At 38.4% G+C, this 17,839-nt stretch carries 19 protein-coding genes and 1 pseudogene; 3 read left to right on the top strand and 17 right to left on the bottom strand.

All coding sequences use genetic code 11. The features are described from left to right. Window positions 1-9 precede the first annotated feature (9 nt). The 7 genes from cysC to JCM9140_RS03410 form a co-directional block, all read right to left on the bottom strand. Window positions 10-630, bottom strand: a complete 621-nt coding sequence (gene cysC, locus JCM9140_RS03435; protein WP_034742438.1) for an adenylyl-sulfate kinase — start codon at window positions 628-630, stop codon at window positions 10-12. A 129-nt stretch (window positions 631-759) separates the two neighbouring features. Beyond that, on the bottom strand, window positions 760-1,893 hold the full coding sequence (sat, locus tag JCM9140_RS03430; RefSeq protein WP_034742368.1) for a sulfate adenylyltransferase: 1,134 nt from the start codon (window positions 1,891-1,893) through the stop codon (window positions 760-762). A 24-nt stretch (window positions 1,894-1,917) separates the two neighbouring features. Next, window positions 1,918-2,625: a phosphoadenylyl-sulfate reductase gene (locus tag JCM9140_RS03425; RefSeq protein WP_034742365.1), complete on the bottom strand. Its 708-nt coding sequence runs from the start codon at window positions 2,623-2,625 to the stop codon at window positions 1,918-1,920. 90 nt (window positions 2,626-2,715) lie between these two features. Then, on the bottom strand, window positions 2,716-2,859 hold the full coding sequence (locus JCM9140_RS22940) for a YezD family protein (RefSeq protein WP_081727544.1): 144 nt from the start codon (window positions 2,857-2,859) through the stop codon (window positions 2,716-2,718). Between the two features lie 183 nt (window positions 2,860-3,042). Continuing rightward, window positions 3,043-3,813: a DUF4097 family beta strand repeat-containing protein gene (locus JCM9140_RS03420; RefSeq protein WP_034742361.1), complete on the bottom strand. Its 771-nt coding sequence runs from the start codon at window positions 3,811-3,813 to the stop codon at window positions 3,043-3,045. A 107-nt stretch (window positions 3,814-3,920) separates the two neighbouring features. Next, entirely contained in the window at window positions 3,921-4,160 is a 240-nt protein-coding gene (locus JCM9140_RS03415) for a hypothetical protein (RefSeq protein ID WP_034742358.1), read from the bottom strand. 74 nt (window positions 4,161-4,234) lie between these two features. Next, the gene (locus tag JCM9140_RS03410) at window positions 4,235-4,693 is read right to left on the bottom strand and encodes an SRPBCC family protein (protein ID WP_034742354.1); all 459 of its coding nucleotides are present in this window, start codon (window positions 4,691-4,693) and stop codon (window positions 4,235-4,237) included. Between the two features lie 103 nt (window positions 4,694-4,796). On the opposite strand from JCM9140_RS03410, the gene JCM9140_RS03405 reads away from it, so the two are divergent. Continuing rightward, a complete protein-coding gene (locus JCM9140_RS03405) occupies window positions 4,797-5,405 on the top strand; it encodes a CPBP family intramembrane glutamic endopeptidase (protein ID WP_034742351.1) in 609 nt (202 codons plus the stop codon). Window positions 5,406-5,839: 434 nt separating this feature from the next. Here the strand turns inward: JCM9140_RS03405 and JCM9140_RS03400 are convergent, their stop codons facing one another. From JCM9140_RS03400 to JCM9140_RS03370, 6 genes and pseudogenes are all read right to left on the bottom strand, one after another. Next, a complete protein-coding gene (locus JCM9140_RS03400) occupies window positions 5,840-6,277 on the bottom strand; it encodes a YaaR family protein (protein WP_034742348.1) in 438 nt (145 codons plus the stop codon). A 111-nt stretch (window positions 6,278-6,388) separates the two neighbouring features. Next, on the bottom strand, window positions 6,389-8,278 hold the full coding sequence (locus tag JCM9140_RS24320; RefSeq protein WP_235715263.1) for a flagellin N-terminal helical domain-containing protein: 1,890 nt from the start codon (window positions 8,276-8,278) through the stop codon (window positions 6,389-6,391). A 31-nt stretch (window positions 8,279-8,309) separates the two neighbouring features. Beyond that, window positions 8,310-8,735, bottom strand: a complete 426-nt coding sequence (gene fliS, locus JCM9140_RS03385) for a flagellar export chaperone FliS (RefSeq protein WP_369384392.1) — start codon at window positions 8,733-8,735, stop codon at window positions 8,310-8,312. 57 nt (window positions 8,736-8,792) lie between these two features. Next, window positions 8,793-9,092 carry an EscU/YscU/HrcU family type III secretion system export apparatus switch protein gene (locus JCM9140_RS03380; RefSeq protein ID WP_034742345.1) on the bottom strand — a complete coding sequence of 100 codons (300 nt, stop codon included), beginning with the start codon at window positions 9,090-9,092 and terminating at the stop codon, window positions 8,793-8,795. Next, the gene (locus tag JCM9140_RS22285) at window positions 9,089-12,643 is read right to left on the bottom strand and encodes a coiled-coil domain-containing protein (protein ID WP_156314739.1); all 3,555 of its coding nucleotides are present in this window, start codon (window positions 12,641-12,643) and stop codon (window positions 9,089-9,091) included. The genes JCM9140_RS03380 and JCM9140_RS22285 overlap by 4 nt, the downstream gene beginning before the upstream one ends. A gap of 56 nt (window positions 12,644-12,699) precedes the next feature. After that, window positions 12,700-13,850 (bottom strand): annotated as a pseudogene (locus JCM9140_RS03370) (DNA polymerase IV). Window positions 13,851-14,011: 161 nt separating this feature from the next. Here JCM9140_RS03370 and JCM9140_RS03365 point away from each other — a divergent pair. Beyond that, window positions 14,012-14,206, top strand: a complete 195-nt coding sequence (locus tag JCM9140_RS03365; RefSeq protein WP_034742342.1) for a hypothetical protein — start codon at window positions 14,012-14,014, stop codon at window positions 14,204-14,206. A gap of 119 nt (window positions 14,207-14,325) precedes the next feature. Here JCM9140_RS03365 and JCM9140_RS03360 read toward each other — a convergent pair whose 3' ends face one another. Further along, the gene (locus JCM9140_RS03360) at window positions 14,326-15,447 is read right to left on the bottom strand and encodes a M20/M25/M40 family metallo-hydrolase (protein ID WP_034742339.1); all 1,122 of its coding nucleotides are present in this window, start codon (window positions 15,445-15,447) and stop codon (window positions 14,326-14,328) included. 120 nt (window positions 15,448-15,567) lie between these two features. Continuing rightward, window positions 15,568-15,981 (bottom strand): methylmalonyl-CoA epimerase, encoded by a 414-nt coding sequence (mce, locus tag JCM9140_RS03355; protein ID WP_034742336.1) that lies wholly within the window; start codon window positions 15,979-15,981, stop codon window positions 15,568-15,570. Window positions 15,982-16,125: 144 nt separating this feature from the next. Here mce and prli42 point away from each other — a divergent pair, with 144 nt between their 5' ends. Next, entirely contained in the window at window positions 16,126-16,215 is a 90-nt protein-coding gene (gene prli42, locus JCM9140_RS23520; RefSeq protein WP_152608134.1) for a stressosome-associated protein Prli42, read from the top strand. A 69-nt stretch (window positions 16,216-16,284) separates the two neighbouring features. Here the strand turns inward: prli42 and JCM9140_RS03350 are convergent, their stop codons facing one another. After that, complete coding sequence (locus tag JCM9140_RS03350; RefSeq protein ID WP_034742334.1) at window positions 16,285-16,794, bottom strand: L,D-transpeptidase; 510 nt, start codon at window positions 16,792-16,794, stop codon at window positions 16,285-16,287. Between the two features lie 50 nt (window positions 16,795-16,844). Then, the gene (locus JCM9140_RS03345) at window positions 16,845-17,813 is read right to left on the bottom strand and encodes an aromatic acid exporter family protein (protein WP_034742331.1); all 969 of its coding nucleotides are present in this window, start codon (window positions 17,811-17,813) and stop codon (window positions 16,845-16,847) included. Window positions 17,814-17,839 lie beyond the last annotated feature (26 nt).

Here is a 17,839-nt window from a genome sequence, read left to right as displayed (position 1 = left end):
TCTGACTTCTTATATGATGTTGTTGTCCTTTAAATAATCCAAAATCGCTTGTACAGATTCTTCAACCGTCTGTTTATCTGAATCAACAATAATTTCAGCTGCATTGGGTTCTTCATACGGCGAGCTAATACCAGTAAACTCTGGAATTTCTCCCGACCGTGCCTTTTTATATAGTCCTTTAGGATCACGTTGTTCGCAAGCTTCTAAGGAACAGCGCACATACACCTCAATAAACTCTCCCTCTTCCACTAATTCACGCACGCGATTCCGATCTTCTTTAAATGGGGAGATAAACGCCGTGCAAACAATGGTACCTGCATCAACAAAAAGTTTTGCTACCTCACCAATTCGTCTAATGTTTTCTTTACGATCTTCGTCACTAAAACCTAGACCTTTATTTAACCCATGGCGAACATTATCCCCATCCAATACGTAACTTGTTTTCCCTTGTTGAAACAGTTGCTGCTCTAAAGCATTTGCTAATGTTGACTTTCCTGCCCCGGAAAGACCTGTAAACCACAAAATGGCACTTTTATGCCCGTTGCGTTCTTGACGTTCTTCTTTTTTAATGGTTGTCTCATGCCAAACAATGTTATTCGTCAAAGCTATTTCCCCCTTAAATAAGTTCATGTATGTTAAAAAGAAAAGCGATTGATAAGCTATTTTAGCTTCAACAATCGCTCCAGCAAACAACAACGTATCCCGTACTTTAGGAAGTATTAGATCCATTGTCGATTCAGTTCGACTGAGTACTATCTACTATGCATGAACTTTCATGCCACGAATTAATACTTCAACGACTTCACGTCTACTAAATTCCGGAGGCGGTACAACACCTTCAGATAACATTTGACGAACCTTAGTACCTGAAAGGACAACATGATCGTCTTTACCATGAGGGCACGTTTTTGTAGATGCCATGTTTCCACAAGCCTTGCAAAAGAAACTATGTTCAAAGAACAATGGATTAATTTCCAATTCTCCTTCTTCAAACTCAGAGAAAATTAATTGTGCATCATACGTTCCATAATAATCACCAACACCAGCGTGATCACGCCCAACAATAAAATGAGTACAACCATAATTTTGACGAACAATTGCATGGAATATTGCTTCACGCGGACCAGCATAACGCATAGCAGCTGGGAAAACCGCTAAAAACACTCGGTTTTTCGGATAATACTTCTCAAGCAATACTTCATAGCTTTCCATACGAACATCTGCTGGAATATCATCCGACTTGGTTTCACCGACAAGTGGATTTAAAAACAACCCATCCACAATCTCAAGTGCTGACTTCTGAATATATTCATGCGCACGATGAACAGGGTTACGCGTTTGGAACCCTACAATTCGTTTCCATCCTAACTCTTCAAACTTTGCACGAGTTTCTTTAGGATCTAGGTAATAGGTTTCAAAACGTTCATGTTGAACACGTTTCGTCAACGTGATTTCCCCACCAACATACACATTTGGACGTTCAAACATTTTTTTCACGCCTGGATGTGCATCATCACTTGCCCGGTAAACTTTTTCTGCTTCTACTTGCTTATTAGGTGTATAAATATCAGCAATGTCGATTACGCCATATACATCTCCATCAAAAATAAGCTTCGCTTTTTCCCCTACAACAAGATCAGCTGCCTTTTCTTCTGTAACTGGTAATGTAATGGGAATGCTCCAAACAGTCCCATTAGCTAGACGCATGTTTTGGACAACAGACTCATAATCTTCTTTTCCTAAAAACCCTGTTAACGGACTGAATCCTCCAATTCCAATCAATTCTAAATCAGATAGTGAAAAAGAATCTAATGCTATTTCTTTTGTTATAGCTGATGTGTCATAAGATTGATCAAAACGGTTAATTAATGTGCCTCCATGTGCTTGAATCATCGAAAAACTCCCTTTCTATTTCGCTTATTTGTGTAATCCACATTCCGTTTTGGCTGAATTTGCCCAACGCCCACTACGAGGATCTTCTCCTTTTGCAACTGGCTTTGTGCAATATTCACAACCTATACTCGGAAAACGTTTGTCATGCAACTCGTTGTAATCTAACTGATGAAGTTTTACATACATCCAAATTTCTTCTTCTGTCCAATGAATCAAAGGACAAATTTTAATTGAGTTGAATCGATTGTCTTGATTGACAAACTGAGTGTTCGCTCTTGTTGGCGATTGTTCTCTGCGTAACCCTGAAATCCAAGCATTATAACGACTTAATTCACGCTCAAGAGGAACCATTTTTCGCAAGTTACAGCACGCATCCGGATCTCTCTCCCACAAACGATCACCATGTTGTTCTGCTTGTTGTTCTGGTGTTAACTCAGGTTTCGCTAGTTCAATATTTAACGTTGGATAACGTTTCTTTACTTTTTCAATCAATTCATATGTTTCTTTAAAATGAAAATCGGTATCAAGGAAAAGAATGGTCGCATCTTTTTTCACCTTACTAATTAGATCAATCAGCACCATACCCTCGACACCAAAACTACAGGAGTATACTAAGCGATCGCCAAACTCACCGTAAGCCCACTTTAAGACGTCCAGAGAATCTTTCCGTTCTAAATCCTTATTTAGTCTTTCATAATCCTCTTTATTTAATGATTTATAATTTAAACTCATCTTCTCACCCCTTGATAAGTAAAAACGACGCTGATTACACGTGCATGCTAATCAATCGCCGCCTCTAGTTGTTCTAGTCAGCACGCTTTTTTATTTCAATCGCACTTTTTCACTTTTTTCTATTTGAACAATCTTTCCATCTTGAACAATTAACGTCACAGAACCAAATTTTAACCCGTCTAGTAGTTCTTGCAATTGCTTGCTTACACGTTGAAATTCTTGTTCACTTGCCATCTTATCCTCCCTCAAATCCAATTATTTCAAACGAGGAAGTTCAATTCCTTGTAATTTGATATGATTTATTAGTTTAATAGTATTCTATCCATCATTCAAAAAAAAGTCAAGATAATATGTCGTAAAAAATTCGCGGTGAGTGCAAAGAAGCACACTCCCCTTTATGGGTGGTGCGCTTCCGATTTATGGTTTTGTAACTGTTCCTGTTACCTCTTCAATTGTAACTGTTCCACCACGGCTTTCTAAAATGTCGACATCGCCTTCTATATCTTGAATAAGTAAGTTTCCAGAACCGCTTCTTATCGTAACATTTCCTCGATGATCTTGAAGTTCAACATTCCCAGAGCCTACAACAAGCTGTAAAGGACCGGCTGATGTTAGGACACTCGTTAGTCCAGCATTGTTATTAATAGAAATATCACCGTTAACATTCTCAAGCGTTACATTACCGGCACCATCTGTAATTACTACATTGCCTTCTATATCCAATAAAGATAAATGATTTGCTCCATGTTGAACGTTAATATCCGACTTCATAGATTGGATTTTTAATTGTCCTTCATTTTGTCGGTAAATCATTGAGAGATGATCTGGTACTTCAATTTCTAAATGAACAAACCCTTGTTCAACATTCGTTCCTCGGTTTACCGATGTTTGCAAAAGACCTGCAGTTCCATCCAATTCTAATGAAAGAGTAATATTATTTTCAGTGAATTGTTTTGCTTGCTCCATATTCTCATCACTCATTGCCGAAAATGTTGCCGTAACTTCAATCTGCTCCAAGTCCGGGACACCAACAATTGAAACGTCACCTTCCTCATGATGAATCACCATTTCTTTTAAACCGTCGGCATCTAATGTAAAGACTTCCTCATTTTCATATGTAACAATGTTACAACCAGCCAACCCTACGAGGAGTGTCGTATAAATAAGCACTTTCACAAAATTTGTCATTCCGTTCTCTCCTGTCTATTTTCATGCCAGATTCCTCATTAAGTGTACAAAATGTTTGCCAGGAAGCCAACACTTATAAATAGATCTTGTTTAAATTCACTATTTAGTCACTTTTTGATAAAAGGAAGGACATCAGCTGGTGCTTTTTCCCTTTTCACATATTCTATTTTATACCCTTCTTTTTTGCGCTTGTGGAATGTCTTTTTTGATATTGGTCTAGCTCTTGACCAGCTAAGAGAATGTATATTGTTCCAAGAATCATGTGTAATTAATTCTTTTTTATAATAATAATTGTTACCAGATGGATACGACTCACATATGTATTTAACCGTTTGTTTTGAATGCATATTTGCCACTCCTTTGTTCCTATCGTTCCCAGAACAAACGAAGTTCAAACGATAAAACAAACGTCCACCTGATGTCAGGTAGCACCCTTACATTTAGAGTTGCCGTTATTAAATTCTTTTCTAATTGCCTCTTCCCTTTCTTTAAACATATTCGTTAAAATAGGTTTACTAATATAACTAGGAACCCACGCTTTGAATGTAACGATATCTTCCATAACTGTTTGTGAGCCTAGTGAATAAAAACGATGTTTATGATGCCATTCCTTAAATGGAAATGGAATTTTCTCTCCTTTATCAATAAAAAAGTGCGGAGCCTCAACATCTTCAATAACAGAGGCCCAGTGTGCAGACAAAAAGAAAAAGTTCAGTTTCATTAAAATCGTATTTCCTTTTGTTGTACTTGGATTAGTTAGGATCGTCACTTTAGGGAACGTTGTAATCTTTGCTAAATTATCAGCTGTTGAAAAAAAATTCCAAACCGTTTCAATTGGTGCATGAATATGCGTTCGATACGTAAATACAAGATGATCCACTTTCTCACCTTCTTCTTATTTATGGCTATTTCGCATGGATTGTTGCTTTGGAATATCAAAAACCTTCTTTTTATAATACAAACGAACATACGAGGAATAGAATATGAACAAAAACAATGTTATCTTTACAATCGGCATGATCTTAGCCCTTATTTTATTATCTTTAAGTTTTTCCGTACAGCCCAATCACTTTTGGACGCTTTTTCCGTTTTCACTACTTTTGCTAACGATATATAGCTGGATATTTGAGCGGCATACATTTGAAACTCCTTCATTGGTTCAATGGATCATTGCGATAGGAAGTGGTGTTTTCATTTATTTGTTGTTTGCTATTGGCAAATGGCTTATTGTCATAACTGACATTCCATTATTAGCACAATTACAACAGCTTTACTTGCTCGTACAACCAGTTGAACCTATACACTATGTCTGGCTCTTTCTTGTTATTATTCCAGGAGAAGAGTGGTTTTGGCGTGGATTTGTTGTAAAACATTTAAGCAGGAGAACCTCCTTGTTACGGGCAGCGTTTATCGGGACCTTGCTATATGGAGCAGCCCATATCGTAACAGGGAGCATTCTTCTCGTTATCGCTGCCTTGATTGCAGGATTTGTTTGGTCTCTTCTTTATGTTAAGACCGAAAATATCATTCTCGTAATCGTGTCTCACCTTATCTTTAATCTATTTCTACTCGTTCTGTTTCCACTTATGTAATGAAGAGGGCAGGAAATCGGTCATTGTCACTTTGTCACTCACTAGCCTTGCAGAAAACAGGAATTTTCTTACATAAGTTAATGGGTAACCATCCGCAGGGGAATGACACTACGCTTTCCGCGGGTGCCCGGTGAGCCTCCTCGGCTGTCGCCTGCGGGGTCTCACACTTGGGTCACTGGTCCCGCAGGAGTCTCCGTGTCATTCCCCCCTGCTAGGGTTACTTTTCCATCCTTAAATGTATTTATTTTACATGCACATGCATGGTATTTCTCCTATTGTTTGTGATTTGAGTAACATGTCTTCACACATACAATAGGGGATTTTTTTATGTCTGTATAACCAAATAAATCCTTTTATGGTAGGAGATTCAATTTGTTTGCAAGGCTAATGCTTTTCACTGCCCTCTATCATTGGTTATCGAATGTAGGCTGTTCTCACGCATAAATATTGACCATAAGCCCTTTTATTTCACCAACCATATTTAATATATCTAACCCTTTTTTTTGTTTTTGTAAAACAGCATCTGTTAAATCCAACAGCTTACGGTCAACTTCTTGTACAATTTTATAAATTTTCGTTCGACCACGTCTATTAAATCCTCTTCGCTCTTCTAAACTCAAGCCAAAGTGAACGGCATCTTCCATAAACTCTTTTACAAGCTGTTTGTATTTTCGTAGTTCATCTACCGTCCTTGTTTCGGCGAGAACTTTTCCTTGATCATCTATTTTGCTCATCAGCTGCGACAAGCGTTCATATGCTTTTTCATCCCTTTGTTTTCCCATCACTTCCTGGAAAGACACTTTCGCTTCAGGGCCTACTTTTTTCGGTTCAACACGGCCCAAACCTGTCTTGGCTATACGCTGTACATCCATAGTGCACCTACTTTCTCATTTGAAACCTGCTTTCGTTAGTCTAACACAAAACGAAATGAAAATGAGGTGCCTCCAAAAGATTCCACCCTTTTAAGACACCTCTTCATTTTTTTATTGTAGCAATTGTAATACGCCTTGAGGCAATTGATTCGCTTGAGCTAACATCGCTGTTGCCGATTGATTTAAAATGTTGTTACGAGTGAACTCCGTCATTTCTAACGCCATGTCAGCATCACGGATACGTGATTCAGATGCTGTTAAGTTTTCATGAGTTACTTGAAGGTTGTTGATTGTGTGTTCCATACGGTTCTGAACTGCACCTAATTTAGAGCGCGCTTCAGATAATTTGTTTATTGCCTGGTCAAATGCAAAAATAGCTCTATTTGCATCCTCATTGGTTAGTACATTTACATTTTCAATTCCTAAAGTCACGATATCCATTCGCGGAATATCAATCATAACGTTTTGGTTTGTATTCGGTCCAATTTGAAATGAAAGTGCATTGTTGGTAACAGTAAAGTTAAAGTCACCTTCATCTGAATTAGATGCTTTAATATTATTTTTGAACTGATATTCCACTCCCCCATAACGGAATGCCCCATTTGTACTCACTAGTTCACGTGGAGCTTGAATAGCAACTGCACTACCATTTGAGACACTTCTTAACTCCATTGTTGCCTCTGCTTCCATTTTTACTTTTACTGTTCCAGCCGATGAAATCTTATGGATATCTATAGTAAGTCCAGAGACCGTCCTTCTTTCAATTGCATTTGCTCTTAAATCTTCTAAAAGAGCAACTTTTTCAGTTATCAATCCTCGATTTGTTTCTTGTGAAGCTTCTCTCTCAGTAATTAGCTCTTGATTTGTTCCTTGAGAAGCCTGCCTATTCGCTATTAAGTTCTCTTGTTCATTAATAATTTGGTCTTGATCTCCAATAATAGTTTGTTGTTCAACAATTAATCCCGAAAGCACTTGAATACGACTAGTTTGCTCCTCAGTTGGTTCATCTAATTCTTCTAAACTGTTTAGTTCAGTTTGGAGTACACCAAGCTCATCCTCAGCCCCCGACTTTAAAGCTTGAGCTTCAGTAATTACTGCTTGCGCCTCAATTATCTCTTCTTCTGCAACAGCAATCTCTTGTCTTGCATTATCAATATCTAATTGAGCTGAAGCGATTGCTTCTTCAGCTGCAGTCATTTCTGTTTGAGCAGATAAAATAGCTTCATTAATTTCATCTGTAGTCTGAATTGCTTTTTCACCAATTTCTACAACCTTGCTCCCAATTGACAATCCATCTGGATCGAGAACTTCCACTCTGGCATAATTATTCGGCTCAACATCTCGAACCAATAAGGTATATTCACCAAGTTTCATTGCTTCTGCACCTTCACCGAAATTCTCAAAGACAATGTCATCAACATGTTGACCTAATCCCGCAGAAGGTTGTGTGGCAGTATATTTGGGAGAAACTCCTGAAATCGCAAGCTGATAATCTCCTGATTTAAGGTTTGCATCCATTACTCGTGGAAAATCAACTAGGTTAATACTATTTGCATTCGTATCATAAGTAGTTAAGACTGCACTAAACCCATTTAATAATTTACGTGTATTAAACTCTGTTTTCTCTGAAATATCATCTATTTCAAGTTTCAGTTGATCAATTTCTTTTTGAATTTGCTCACGATCATATTCTGTATTTGTATCATTGGCAGCTTGTACGGCTAATTCTCTCATCCTTTGAAGCATAGTATGAACTTCTTGCATTGCTCCTTCTGAAGTTTGCATAAGTGAGATTCCGTCCATCGCGTTACGTTCAGCCTGTTTTAACCCACGAATTTGTGAGCGCATTTTTTCAGAAATAGCCAGTCCAGCTGCATCATCTGCTGCGCGATTAATCCGCAAGCCGGAAGATAATTTCTCTAAATTTTTAGATGTATTAAATTGATTTTGATTTAAATTTCTGTAAGCATTTAATGCTTGAATATTATTATTGATTTTCATATATCATTACATCCTCTTTTTTTATTAGTCATCATTCATAAATTGAATAGCTATCATATACTTTTATTTTTTGTTTTACACGGTTAGGCATTCGATCTCGGTTAGTTTTCATTGCTTCATTCCACGAAGTCATAATTGTTGTCAGAATGTTAACTATTTCTGCTATCTTCGCTCTGTCTTTTGTGAAATTTGCTATTACTAACTGATTTGCAATATAGTTATACACTTGTTCAAGCTGATCAGCAACGATACCTGCTTCATAGTTTAATCCAGCTCCTATTCTATGAATAATATCGCTTGCTTTTTGCAACTTTTCATTTACTTTAATAAAATCTTTCTTCTCCATATATTCCATTGCATCTTCCAAATTTGTCAAACAAGCTTCATAAAGCAATGCTGTAAGTTCCTGTGGCGATTTTTGTAATAACGCTTCTTCTGTTAGGAATGTGGTCAACACGTTCCACCTCCATATCTAGTCTTTCTTGTTTTTATATCGGATTTTGTTCACTAGAGTTTAATAGCTTTTTTCCATTTCCTCAATAAGTAATAATATCTCAGCTATAACAGAATAGAGTTGAGGAGGGATATTGTCTCCTAAGTCCATATCTATTAAGTTTTCTACTAATTTAGCATCTTCTTGCATATGAACATTGTTTTTTTTCGCTAACTCAATAATTTGATTGGCTATTTGACCTTTTCCATGGGCAACCACTTTGGGAGCTCCACCATTTTCATCGTCATAACGGATAACAGCAGCAGTGGGCCCATTGGTTTTTTTTCTTTGTTTATGGTTGATATGTCTTGTCACCATCATATTTTATAGTCAAATCCTTTCTCGCCAAATACGGGTAATTGCGAAGATTCTTGCTCATTTGTCGTTGGCTTCTCTACTGAATTCAATTTGCTATAATTAATTCCATTGATGGAGTAGCCGATCTCACCCAACTTCGTTACAGCCATCTCCACAAGCGGAGCCATTTTTTCTTTGAAATCAATTTTGTTGTTTTTTAATGTAACAGAAAGTTGTCGTTCTGTTGCAGAAATGACAATCCCGATTTCCCCCATTTTTGGAGTTTCCATTAAAAAGTACAAACTACAATTTTCCCAGTCTACTTTTTGCCCTTCGTTTCGTGAATTAACAAAAACTTGTAAATTTTCTACTTTATCTTCCAATAGAAGTGGCAATTGAAAGTACAGACTTTGCAAATTACTTTGCTGATCTGAACGGCTCATTAATTGCTGCCCTGTTACATTTGTTAGTGCCTGATTGGCTAACTGCTGAACTCTTGAGCCTTCCTCTTCTCCTTTGGCTATCTGCATAAGTAAGGACTTCAGATTTCGATCAGACGACTCTTGTTGCTCTCGACCAGATGCTAATTGCAAAGCGATTTCACTATCACGATTTAATCCTAGGCTACGAACCATTTCAAACATCGATCGTGGTGATCCTTCTTGAATAGGTCCCCGAGCCACTTCAACGTATTTCGCTTCAAATCCTTTCGCTGGTAGTTCGCGTAACGCTTGTTCATTCGCCGCTGTATAGTGCTTTACTTTCGTCTCCGATGGTTTAAATTGAAGTTGCTCAACTTGCCGCTTTACTTCTTGCACAATTTCGTTAGCTTGTCGATATTGGCCACGGTTAAGTAATTTCTTAGCTTCTGTTAATTGACTGCTCGCCACCATTAGTTGACGCTCGGTTTTCATGTCCGTAACTAACATCATTTCACTTTTTAATATTGCATGATCTAGATTTTTAATAGTCGTTTCAAGCAATGGTTTTGCTTGAGGTTGAGCTTGATGGCGAAATTGCTCAATTTGCCGATTAACGAGATCAAGATTCCTTGTAATATCTCTTTGAAGCTTTTTAAATTCAACAGTCATTTGAGCCATTTTTTCTGTTATCGTCGTTACAGCAATTGCCTTGCTTGCAACTTCTATACTTGTTTGAAATTCTTCATTTCTCGTATAGGAACTTGGATCTTGCTTAGAAACTTGTTGCTGCTGAATACCTTTATCAATTTCTTGAATAAAATTGGCCAATTCTTGACGTGCTTTTAACTCTCTTCCTTGCTGCTGTAGTTCTCGTGCAATCGAAACAGATTCATTCAATCTATTTTGTTGCCCCGCAGTGAGCTCGGAATGGTTATTCAATAATGTATTTACTTTCTGTATAGCCTGTTCTAAGGAAGGTTCTCGTCGAAGAGTTTGAAAGGCTTCAGATGTTACTTCACTCAAAGTTCTAACGTGTGAGGTCTCAACTTGTGGCCTTTTCTCCATTAACTGTAAAGATTGCTGTAAGCGCTCATTCCCTGCATGTTGCAATTGGACCGACTGACGAAGAGACTTGGACAGTTCATTAGTAGAGATTTGCCCTACAATTGTTTCAATTCGTCCTTGAACAGTGTTAGTCAATCCCTGTTGAGCAAGTTGCTGACGGACCTCGGAAAGAGCTTGACGTTCTGGTTCAGTATTTAGTCCCCTTTCAGCTTGTTGCAACGCTTGACTTAAACGTTCAACCGAAATCTTATCAAGTTGACGTGCTTCTGTAACGAGCCGCTCGACTGCACGACTCGTTTGGCGATCTACTTGTGGTTGATTAGCCAATTGCTGGACCCGTTCTGAGGCACGAGTCAAAGATTCACGCTGAATCAAATTTCGTACATCTTGGTTTGAATCTACTGCTCGTGCAGAATTTCCTTCCCTCACTTGATTTGTTTGTCCGCGCTCTTGGCTTGATTGCACATCCCGCTCTAACCTTTCAAGTCCTTGTGCAATTCGTTCTAGCCCCACTCTCTCTTGTCCACGTCCTGCATCCGTTCTTGCTTGTTGTATGACTCGATCTAATTGCCCCGCTTGATCGCGGCTTATTCGTTCAGGTTGAATTAATCTTCTCTCAACTTGCTCACTGGCTTGTTGAACGGTTCTAGCTGTTTGCACATCCTGGTGAACTTCGCGAATGTGTAGAGCTTGAGTTGAGGTTTTCTTTGTTACTGCTTGATTTTCTAGTTGGTTCACAGCACTTATTAAACGGTCATTTACCAACTGTTGGGTTTGATTCATTTGTCGGACTTCCCGTGTTAATTGCTCGTGTCCCGGCGTACGATTTTCTCCTAACTGCCTACTCAGACTTTCAATTCGCTCCCTTGACATTAGGGACAAGCCATGTTGTTCCACTTGTTGACGCACACCTTGGATCAGCTGCCGTTCTGATGGGTTTGCAGCCTCTCTCTCCACATGTTGAAGCGTCTGAATCACTCGGTCTGTACCGACTCGATCAATATTACGAACTTCTGTTGCTAACTGTTCCACCACACGACTCATTTGGCGATCTACTTGTGGTTGATTAGCCAATTGCTGGACCCGTTCTGAGGCACGAGTCAAAGATTCACGTTGAATCAAATTTCGTACATCTTGGTTTGAATCTACTGCTCGTGCAGAATTTCCTTCCCGCACTTGATTTGTTTGTCCACGCTCTTGGCTTGATTGCACATCTCGCTCTAACCTTTCAAGTCCTTGTGCAATTCGTTCTAGCCCCACTCTCTCGTGTCCACGTCCTGCATCCATTCTTGCTTGTTGTATGATTCGATCTAATTGTCCCGCTTGATCGCGGCTTACTCGGTCGGATTGAATTAATCTACTCTCAATTTGCTCACTGGCTTGTTGCACGGTTCTAGCTGTTTGCACATCCTGGCGAACTTCACGAATGTGTTGAGTCACTGAATTCGGTCTCTCAAATCGCTCCCTCGGTGCAGATTCAAGCTTGAAATCACGATTTAATTCTTTCGCTAAATCCTGTAGAACTCCGCTAACTGGACGACCGTGTAATGTTTCATGAATGGATCGTAAATGAGTAGATGTAACTTCTATTCGCTTATTTGCCAATACCTCAACTGTATGTAATCGTTGCTCTACTCTCCCTTCATTCACAAATCTATGTAAATCTCTTACCGCTTCTTTAGAAAGAGGAACACCTTTATCCATAACAATTGCAACTGCCTGCCTTAATTCAGAACTTGGATGTTGAATACCGAACTGACGTAACGTTTGGGTAACACTCTGTTGCTGTTGCTGCCCCTGCTCGCCTGTTCTAGCATGACTAGTTCCTCTTTTGCCTTCATCGTGGATAACCTTTACCCGAATATGATCTTGTTCAGAGTAGATTACTTGTATAGTCGTCCGTTCACCAGAAGGTACTGCACCATCAAATGTTGCTACCATTTCTCGCCCTCTTAGAGAAAGAAGTGCCTCATTTGCACCTCTTTGTTCTTTAACAGTGACTTTATATACGTCTCCTTCTCTAATTGGAATCGGACGTTCTGACTGTTGCAATGTATGTATAGGCTGCTGAATCTGCATATCTTTCACGCTCCGCTCATTTCTATCTACCTTTACTATCGGTTTAAGAAGCGCAGATGTTTATTCTATTCTGTTTCTTCTTTTTTCCAACCCTTTTGAATGATATCTTCCCCAAAACGTTCTTTTAATTGCTGAACCATTTCATTAATATCATCTTTCTTGATCTCTTCTTTATATGTAAATAAATCCAATTGCTTATACGCATACTTTTTCTCGATTAAGTCATACGTACTAATTCCTAATAGCCGAACGGATTCGCCACTCCACCCCTTTTCCAAAAGTGTGATAGCTTCCAGAAACAGGTCCTCTTGTTCTTGGATAGGGCTTTCTAGCTTGCGGCTTTTTGTAACTAATTTCCAGTCAAAATAACGAATGGTTAATTGGACGCCTCTAGCAAATACGTCTTTCTTTCGCAACCTTTTATGTACACGATTTGCTAACTCTTGTAGCGTTGACATAATGATTTGTTTGTTTCTCGTATCCGCCCGTAACGTCGTTGAATGTCCTATTGATTTATATTCTGAATAAGCGTGAGGATTTACCGGTCGATCGTCCTCTCCATTTGCTCTTTTTTTCAACTCTAATCCACGTTCTCCGAATTTCTTTAGGAGCAATTCATTCTCTGCATTTGCCAAATCACCAATCGTGGAGATATGCAAGTTCCTCCATTTATCAACCGTTCTTCTTCCAATTCCATGCATTTCATTTATTGGGAGAGGCCATAATTTCTCTGCAATATCACGTTTCCGCAAAACCGTTATTCCGTTTGGTTTTTTCATATCACTGGCCATCTTCGCTAAAAATTTATTCGGCGCAATTCCAATACTGCATGGTAATTTCAGTTGAGTAAATACGTCTTCTTGCATCGACCTCGCAAGTTGGATTGGGTCTTTTTTGTACATATAAGATGTTAGATCAAGGTATCCTTCATCAATTGAAACTTGCTGCACAAGCGGAGTATACGTAAATAGTAAGTCGAACAACGATTTGATGCCTCTCTATATCGATCACCATTCGGTCTTAGGATGATTAAATTAGGACATAACTTTTTCGCTTCCCAAATAGGCATAGTCGTTTTCACCCCTTTGGATCTTGCTTCATAACTACTTGTAACAATAATCCCTCTTCTCTCCTCAGGGTTTCCAGCTATGGCCACTGGCTTCCCTTGCAAAGAAGGATTATGAGCTATTTCTACTGAAGCAAAAAAGCTATTCATGTCTAAATGAAAAATAAGGCGTGCTCGATTCATCCTAAAGACCTCCTTTTTAAGCTATTATACGAAAGAACGTTCGTTTAATAAAGCTCCCTTAGTTGCAGGAACATCATTATTGCTGTAAGGTTATACTAACTAAAAATTGTTCTGAAGGGGGAATACGTATGTCTATAAATAAAGGGAAAAATGCAAACTATTACACCACATTATTAGATGAAGTATTACTCCTTGTAGCCATACTCCGGAAAGAAAAAAGAAAATCGCCAACCATAGCTGAGTTAGCTTTGCTGATTGGAGACTCTGAAGAACGCATCTTGGAGTGTTTAGAATTTGGCAAACCGTTAAAGCTAATTCATTAATTTAATGACCGTTTTTACAACTCCCTATTTCACCCTCTATGAAAAATAAATCTAAATTAGATCATACGGTCTATCTATATAAGAAGAGGTCCTACATATGTAGGACCTCTTCAATCGTCTTATTTATCAGAAACTTGCTTAATAACAGATACAACCGCTTCCGATAGCTTTACAAGCTCTGAAATTGGCATACGCTCATTTTTCGTATGAATTTCCTCATACCCTACTGCTAAGTTCACTGTAGGAACACCATGACCTGCAAAAATATTTGCATCGCTCCCACCACCACTTTGGAGAAGTTTTGGTGTTCGACCTATCTCTTTCATTGCCTTCTTCGCCACTTCAACAACTTCATCACCATCACCAAGTTTAAAGCCGGGATACATAATTTCGACTTCTACTTCAGCTGACGTTCCCATTTCTTGTGCTGTCGATTCGAAAGCATGTTTCATCTTCTCTACTTGCGCTTCCATTTTCTCAGCAATCAACGATCTAGCTTCTGCCAAGATAGCTACATGATCACAAACGATGTTCGTTTGTGTCCCTCCTTCGAAACGACCAATGTTTGCCGTCGTGTCCTCATCAATACGACCAAGAGGCATTTTTGAAATAGCCTTTGATGCAACAGTAATTGCGGATATCCCTTTTTCTGGTGCAACTCCGGCATGTGCAGTCTTTCCTAAAACGGTAGCCTTAATCTTCGCTTGTGTTGGAGCAGCTACTATGATATTTCCAACTGGACCATCACTATCTAAAGCAAAACCATATTTGGCTTTTAAGTGAGTAGGATCAAGAACCTTTGCCCCATTTAAACCTGATTCTTCTCCAACTGTGATAATAAATTGAATCGTACCATGCTCAATCTTTTCCTCTTTTAAGACGCGAATCGCTTCGAGCATAGCTGCTATTCCAGCCTTATCATCAGCTCCTAGTATAGTCGTTCCATCTGTAACGACATAACCATCTTTTATGGAAGGTTTAACTCCCTTACCTGGAACAACTGTATCCATATGTGAAGTGAAGTAAATTGGATCAACACCACTCTTTGTGCCTTCAAGCGTACAAATTAGATTTCCAGCTGCATGCTCTGTTTTGTTTGCAGCATCATCTTCCATTACTGAAATTCCTAAGTCTTCGAATTTCCTTTTCAATATAGGAGCAATTAAGTCCTCATGCTTCGTCTCCGAATCAATTTGAACGAGTTCTAAAAACTCATCTATTAAGCGTTGTTCATCTACCATTACGTATTCCTCCCATTTTTGTTATGTACAAGCTTCTAATGAAATTCTACTTGATCGCTCTTGTAAATGTTACCGTTCTCGTTACAAAAGCGCAAGTTTGCTCTATTCCAATATAATTATCTAACTTTTCTCACAAAACTCATATAAAACACCCTTTGTAGAAGTTGGATGTAAAAACGCCACTTTTGCACCGCCTGCTCCTTCGACAGGATGATCATGTATCATCTTCACACCATTATTTTGTAGATCCTCAATCCTTGATTGTATATTCTTTACACCTAAAGCCACATGATGGATTCCTTCACCACGCTTTCGCAGGAATGTTGAAATGGGGCTTTTTTCAGATAAAGGCTCAAGTAATTCAATCTTAGATTCTCCAATCTCTAAAAAAGCAACCTTTACTCCTTGAGATGGAACATTTTCTATATGAACTAATTTCAAATGCAACTGCTCTGTATAAAAAGAAAGTGCATCCTCAATCGAATAGACTGCAATGCCAATGTGATCAATTCTCTCTGGTCCTTTTTTCTCCATAATCTCCCTCCTCCGTTCTTTTATTGTGTTATTCTCTATTTTTAAAGGCGTTTCCTGCTTTTATCTGGTATCTTCTAGATTTCCCTTGTCCAAATACGAATAAGGAGATAAAATAGAAAAAGGTATTGAAGAGGAGGGTTTCACATGCCACGTAAATTTCAAAAAGCAATTATTTACATTATGATTGTAACCATGGTCCTTGGTACCCTTTTAATGGGTGTATCTTTCTTCTAAAACAAAATTAGGATTTGCTTATCATAAGTGAAACAGTAAAAAACCTGGTACAATGCACCAGGTTTTTTACTATATTGCTCCAAATTGTGTAGCTATTTCTAAAAACGGTTCGTTTTTATCTGTTATGTGAATGGTTGTCCCAAGTGGAATTTCTTCAAACAATGTTTCAACAATCATATTTGGAAGGCGTATACACCCAGAGGTTATAGAATAGCCAATAGAGTCTGGGCGATTGGTCCCGTGAATACCAAACATTCTTCCATCCGTATCATTTGCATTAAAACCAATCCACCTCGTACCAAGAGGGTTATTGGGATCTCCTCCTGGAATATCTTTTTTCCGGTAATAAGGCTCCTTTGCTTTCACTATAATGGTAAACGTCCCTAGAGGGGTCTCATCCCCAACTTTTCCAGTTGCCACTTTGTAAACATCTTTGATTTCTCCGTCATTAATAAAAGCTAATTCATTAGAGGAGACATTCACAATAATAAATGGATCACCGACAGTTGGGTTTTCACCAATTGGCCAAATCGGGGATGCAATTAGAAGAAATAACATTGAAAAAAGTGAAAGTTTCATGAATATTCCTCCCTCATTTCTAGTTGTAACCATATGGTTTTTGTACACGTTTATAGTTTCTTTTTATCCGCGTGGTTCCACAATCGATCTTTTATTTGTAGATATTCCTCAAGTTCGTGCAAAATATACAACAATGATGACCTAATTTCAAACTCTTCTCTCGTTTCCGGAAGAGGCATTTCTTTAAACCCATCCTTCATTTGTCGGAGACGTTCTAAAAAATAGGGTACTCTATTTGCTGGGCTAACAGCGTTGCTAAGCTCATCTAAAAAATCCGCAACCGTTTCACTTTGAATGACCGTTTCATGAATTTGGGAAACATAAGGCATTAGCCGTTCTAATATTTCAAATTGCTTTTCTCTCATACGAAAATAATAATAATATTGATCATCATATCGAAGAATGTGGTTTTGGATATTCCGTATGGCTAAACTTTGTCCTTTTTGAAGTAAGTCAACCGTTTCAGATATTTCACTACCTTCCCACTTGCTTTCTCCATGACGTAAATAAATCGATAATTCGTGAAGAATCGTCTTAAAATGCTCTTCAATATCCTTTTGATACACCCGTAAAGCTTTGTCACTATTAGGCATATATAAGTTCATTAAAAGAGCAACTCCTACTCCTATAACAATTAACAAAAGCTCATTTATAATGAGTGACACTGACATATCTGCAACTGTATACAAATGGAGAATAATGACAGAGCTTGTCGCAATACCTGCATTCATCTTTAACATAACAACAATGGGTATAAATAAGACAATAATAATAGCAAGCGTCCATGGTTCATATCCCATGATCTCAAACAACAGTCCACTAATGGCCATCCCAATCATACAAGAAACTATTCTAGCCCAAGATACTTTTAAAGAGTCCCTTCTGGTAACAGAAATACAAAGAATGGTAATGATAGCGGCCGATCCGTAAAAATCCAATTGTAGCCACTGTGCGATCGCTACAGCAAGACCTGCACCTACTGCCGTTTTAAGCGTACGATACCCAATTCTAAATGACATTTTGTTCTCCTATGCTTTTTTTAGTT

It is taken from the genome of Halalkalibacter wakoensis JCM 9140 (assembly GCF_000513095.1).
Classification (GTDB): Bacteria; Bacillota; Bacilli; order Bacillales; family Bacillaceae_D; genus Halalkalibacter; species Halalkalibacter wakoensis.
Note: the sequence above shows the minus strand (reverse complement) of the source record. Positions and strands in the feature narration are given on the sequence as shown.

Excerpts from the sequence above, each read along its gene's own strand:
- cysC (WP_034742438.1), bottom strand. The coding sequence starts at position 630 with ATGAACTTATTTAAGGGGGAAATAGCTTTGACGAATAACATTGTTTGG.
- sat (WP_034742368.1), bottom strand. The coding sequence starts at position 1,893 with ATGATTCAAGCACATGGAGGCACATTAATTAACCGTTTTGATCAATCT.
- JCM9140_RS03425 (WP_034742365.1), bottom strand. The coding sequence starts at position 2,625 with ATGAGTTTAAATTATAAATCATTAAATAAAGAGGATTATGAAAGACTA.
- JCM9140_RS22940 (WP_081727544.1), bottom strand. The coding sequence starts at position 2,859 with ATGGCAAGTGAACAAGAATTTCAACGTGTAAGCAAGCAATTGCAAGAA.
- JCM9140_RS03420 (WP_034742361.1), bottom strand. The coding sequence starts at position 3,813 with ATGACAAATTTTGTGAAAGTGCTTATTTATACGACACTCCTCGTAGGG.
- JCM9140_RS03415 (WP_034742358.1), bottom strand. The coding sequence starts at position 4,160 with ATGCATTCAAAACAAACGGTTAAATACATATGTGAGTCGTATCCATCT.
- JCM9140_RS03405 (WP_034742351.1), top strand. The coding sequence starts at position 4,797 with ATGAACAAAAACAATGTTATCTTTACAATCGGCATGATCTTAGCCCTT.
- JCM9140_RS03400 (WP_034742348.1), bottom strand. The coding sequence starts at position 6,277 with ATGGATGTACAGCGTATAGCCAAGACAGGTTTGGGCCGTGTTGAACCG.
- JCM9140_RS24320 (WP_235715263.1), bottom strand. The coding sequence starts at position 8,278 with ATGAAAATCAATAATAATATTCAAGCATTAAATGCTTACAGAAATTTA.
- JCM9140_RS03380 (WP_034742345.1), bottom strand. The coding sequence starts at position 9,092 with ATGATGGTGACAAGACATATCAACCATAAACAAAGAAAAAAAACCAAT.
- JCM9140_RS03365 (WP_034742342.1), top strand. The coding sequence starts at position 14,012 with ATGTCTATAAATAAAGGGAAAAATGCAAACTATTACACCACATTATTA.
- JCM9140_RS03360 (WP_034742339.1), bottom strand. The coding sequence starts at position 15,447 with ATGGTAGATGAACAACGCTTAATAGATGAGTTTTTAGAACTCGTTCAA.
- mce (WP_034742336.1), bottom strand. The coding sequence starts at position 15,981 with ATGGAGAAAAAAGGACCAGAGAGAATTGATCACATTGGCATTGCAGTC.
- prli42 (WP_152608134.1), top strand. The coding sequence starts at position 16,126 with ATGCCACGTAAATTTCAAAAAGCAATTATTTACATTATGATTGTAACC.
- JCM9140_RS03350 (WP_034742334.1), bottom strand. The coding sequence starts at position 16,794 with ATGAAACTTTCACTTTTTTCAATGTTATTTCTTCTAATTGCATCCCCG.
- JCM9140_RS03345 (WP_034742331.1), bottom strand. The coding sequence starts at position 17,813 with ATGTCATTTAGAATTGGGTATCGTACGCTTAAAACGGCAGTAGGTGCA.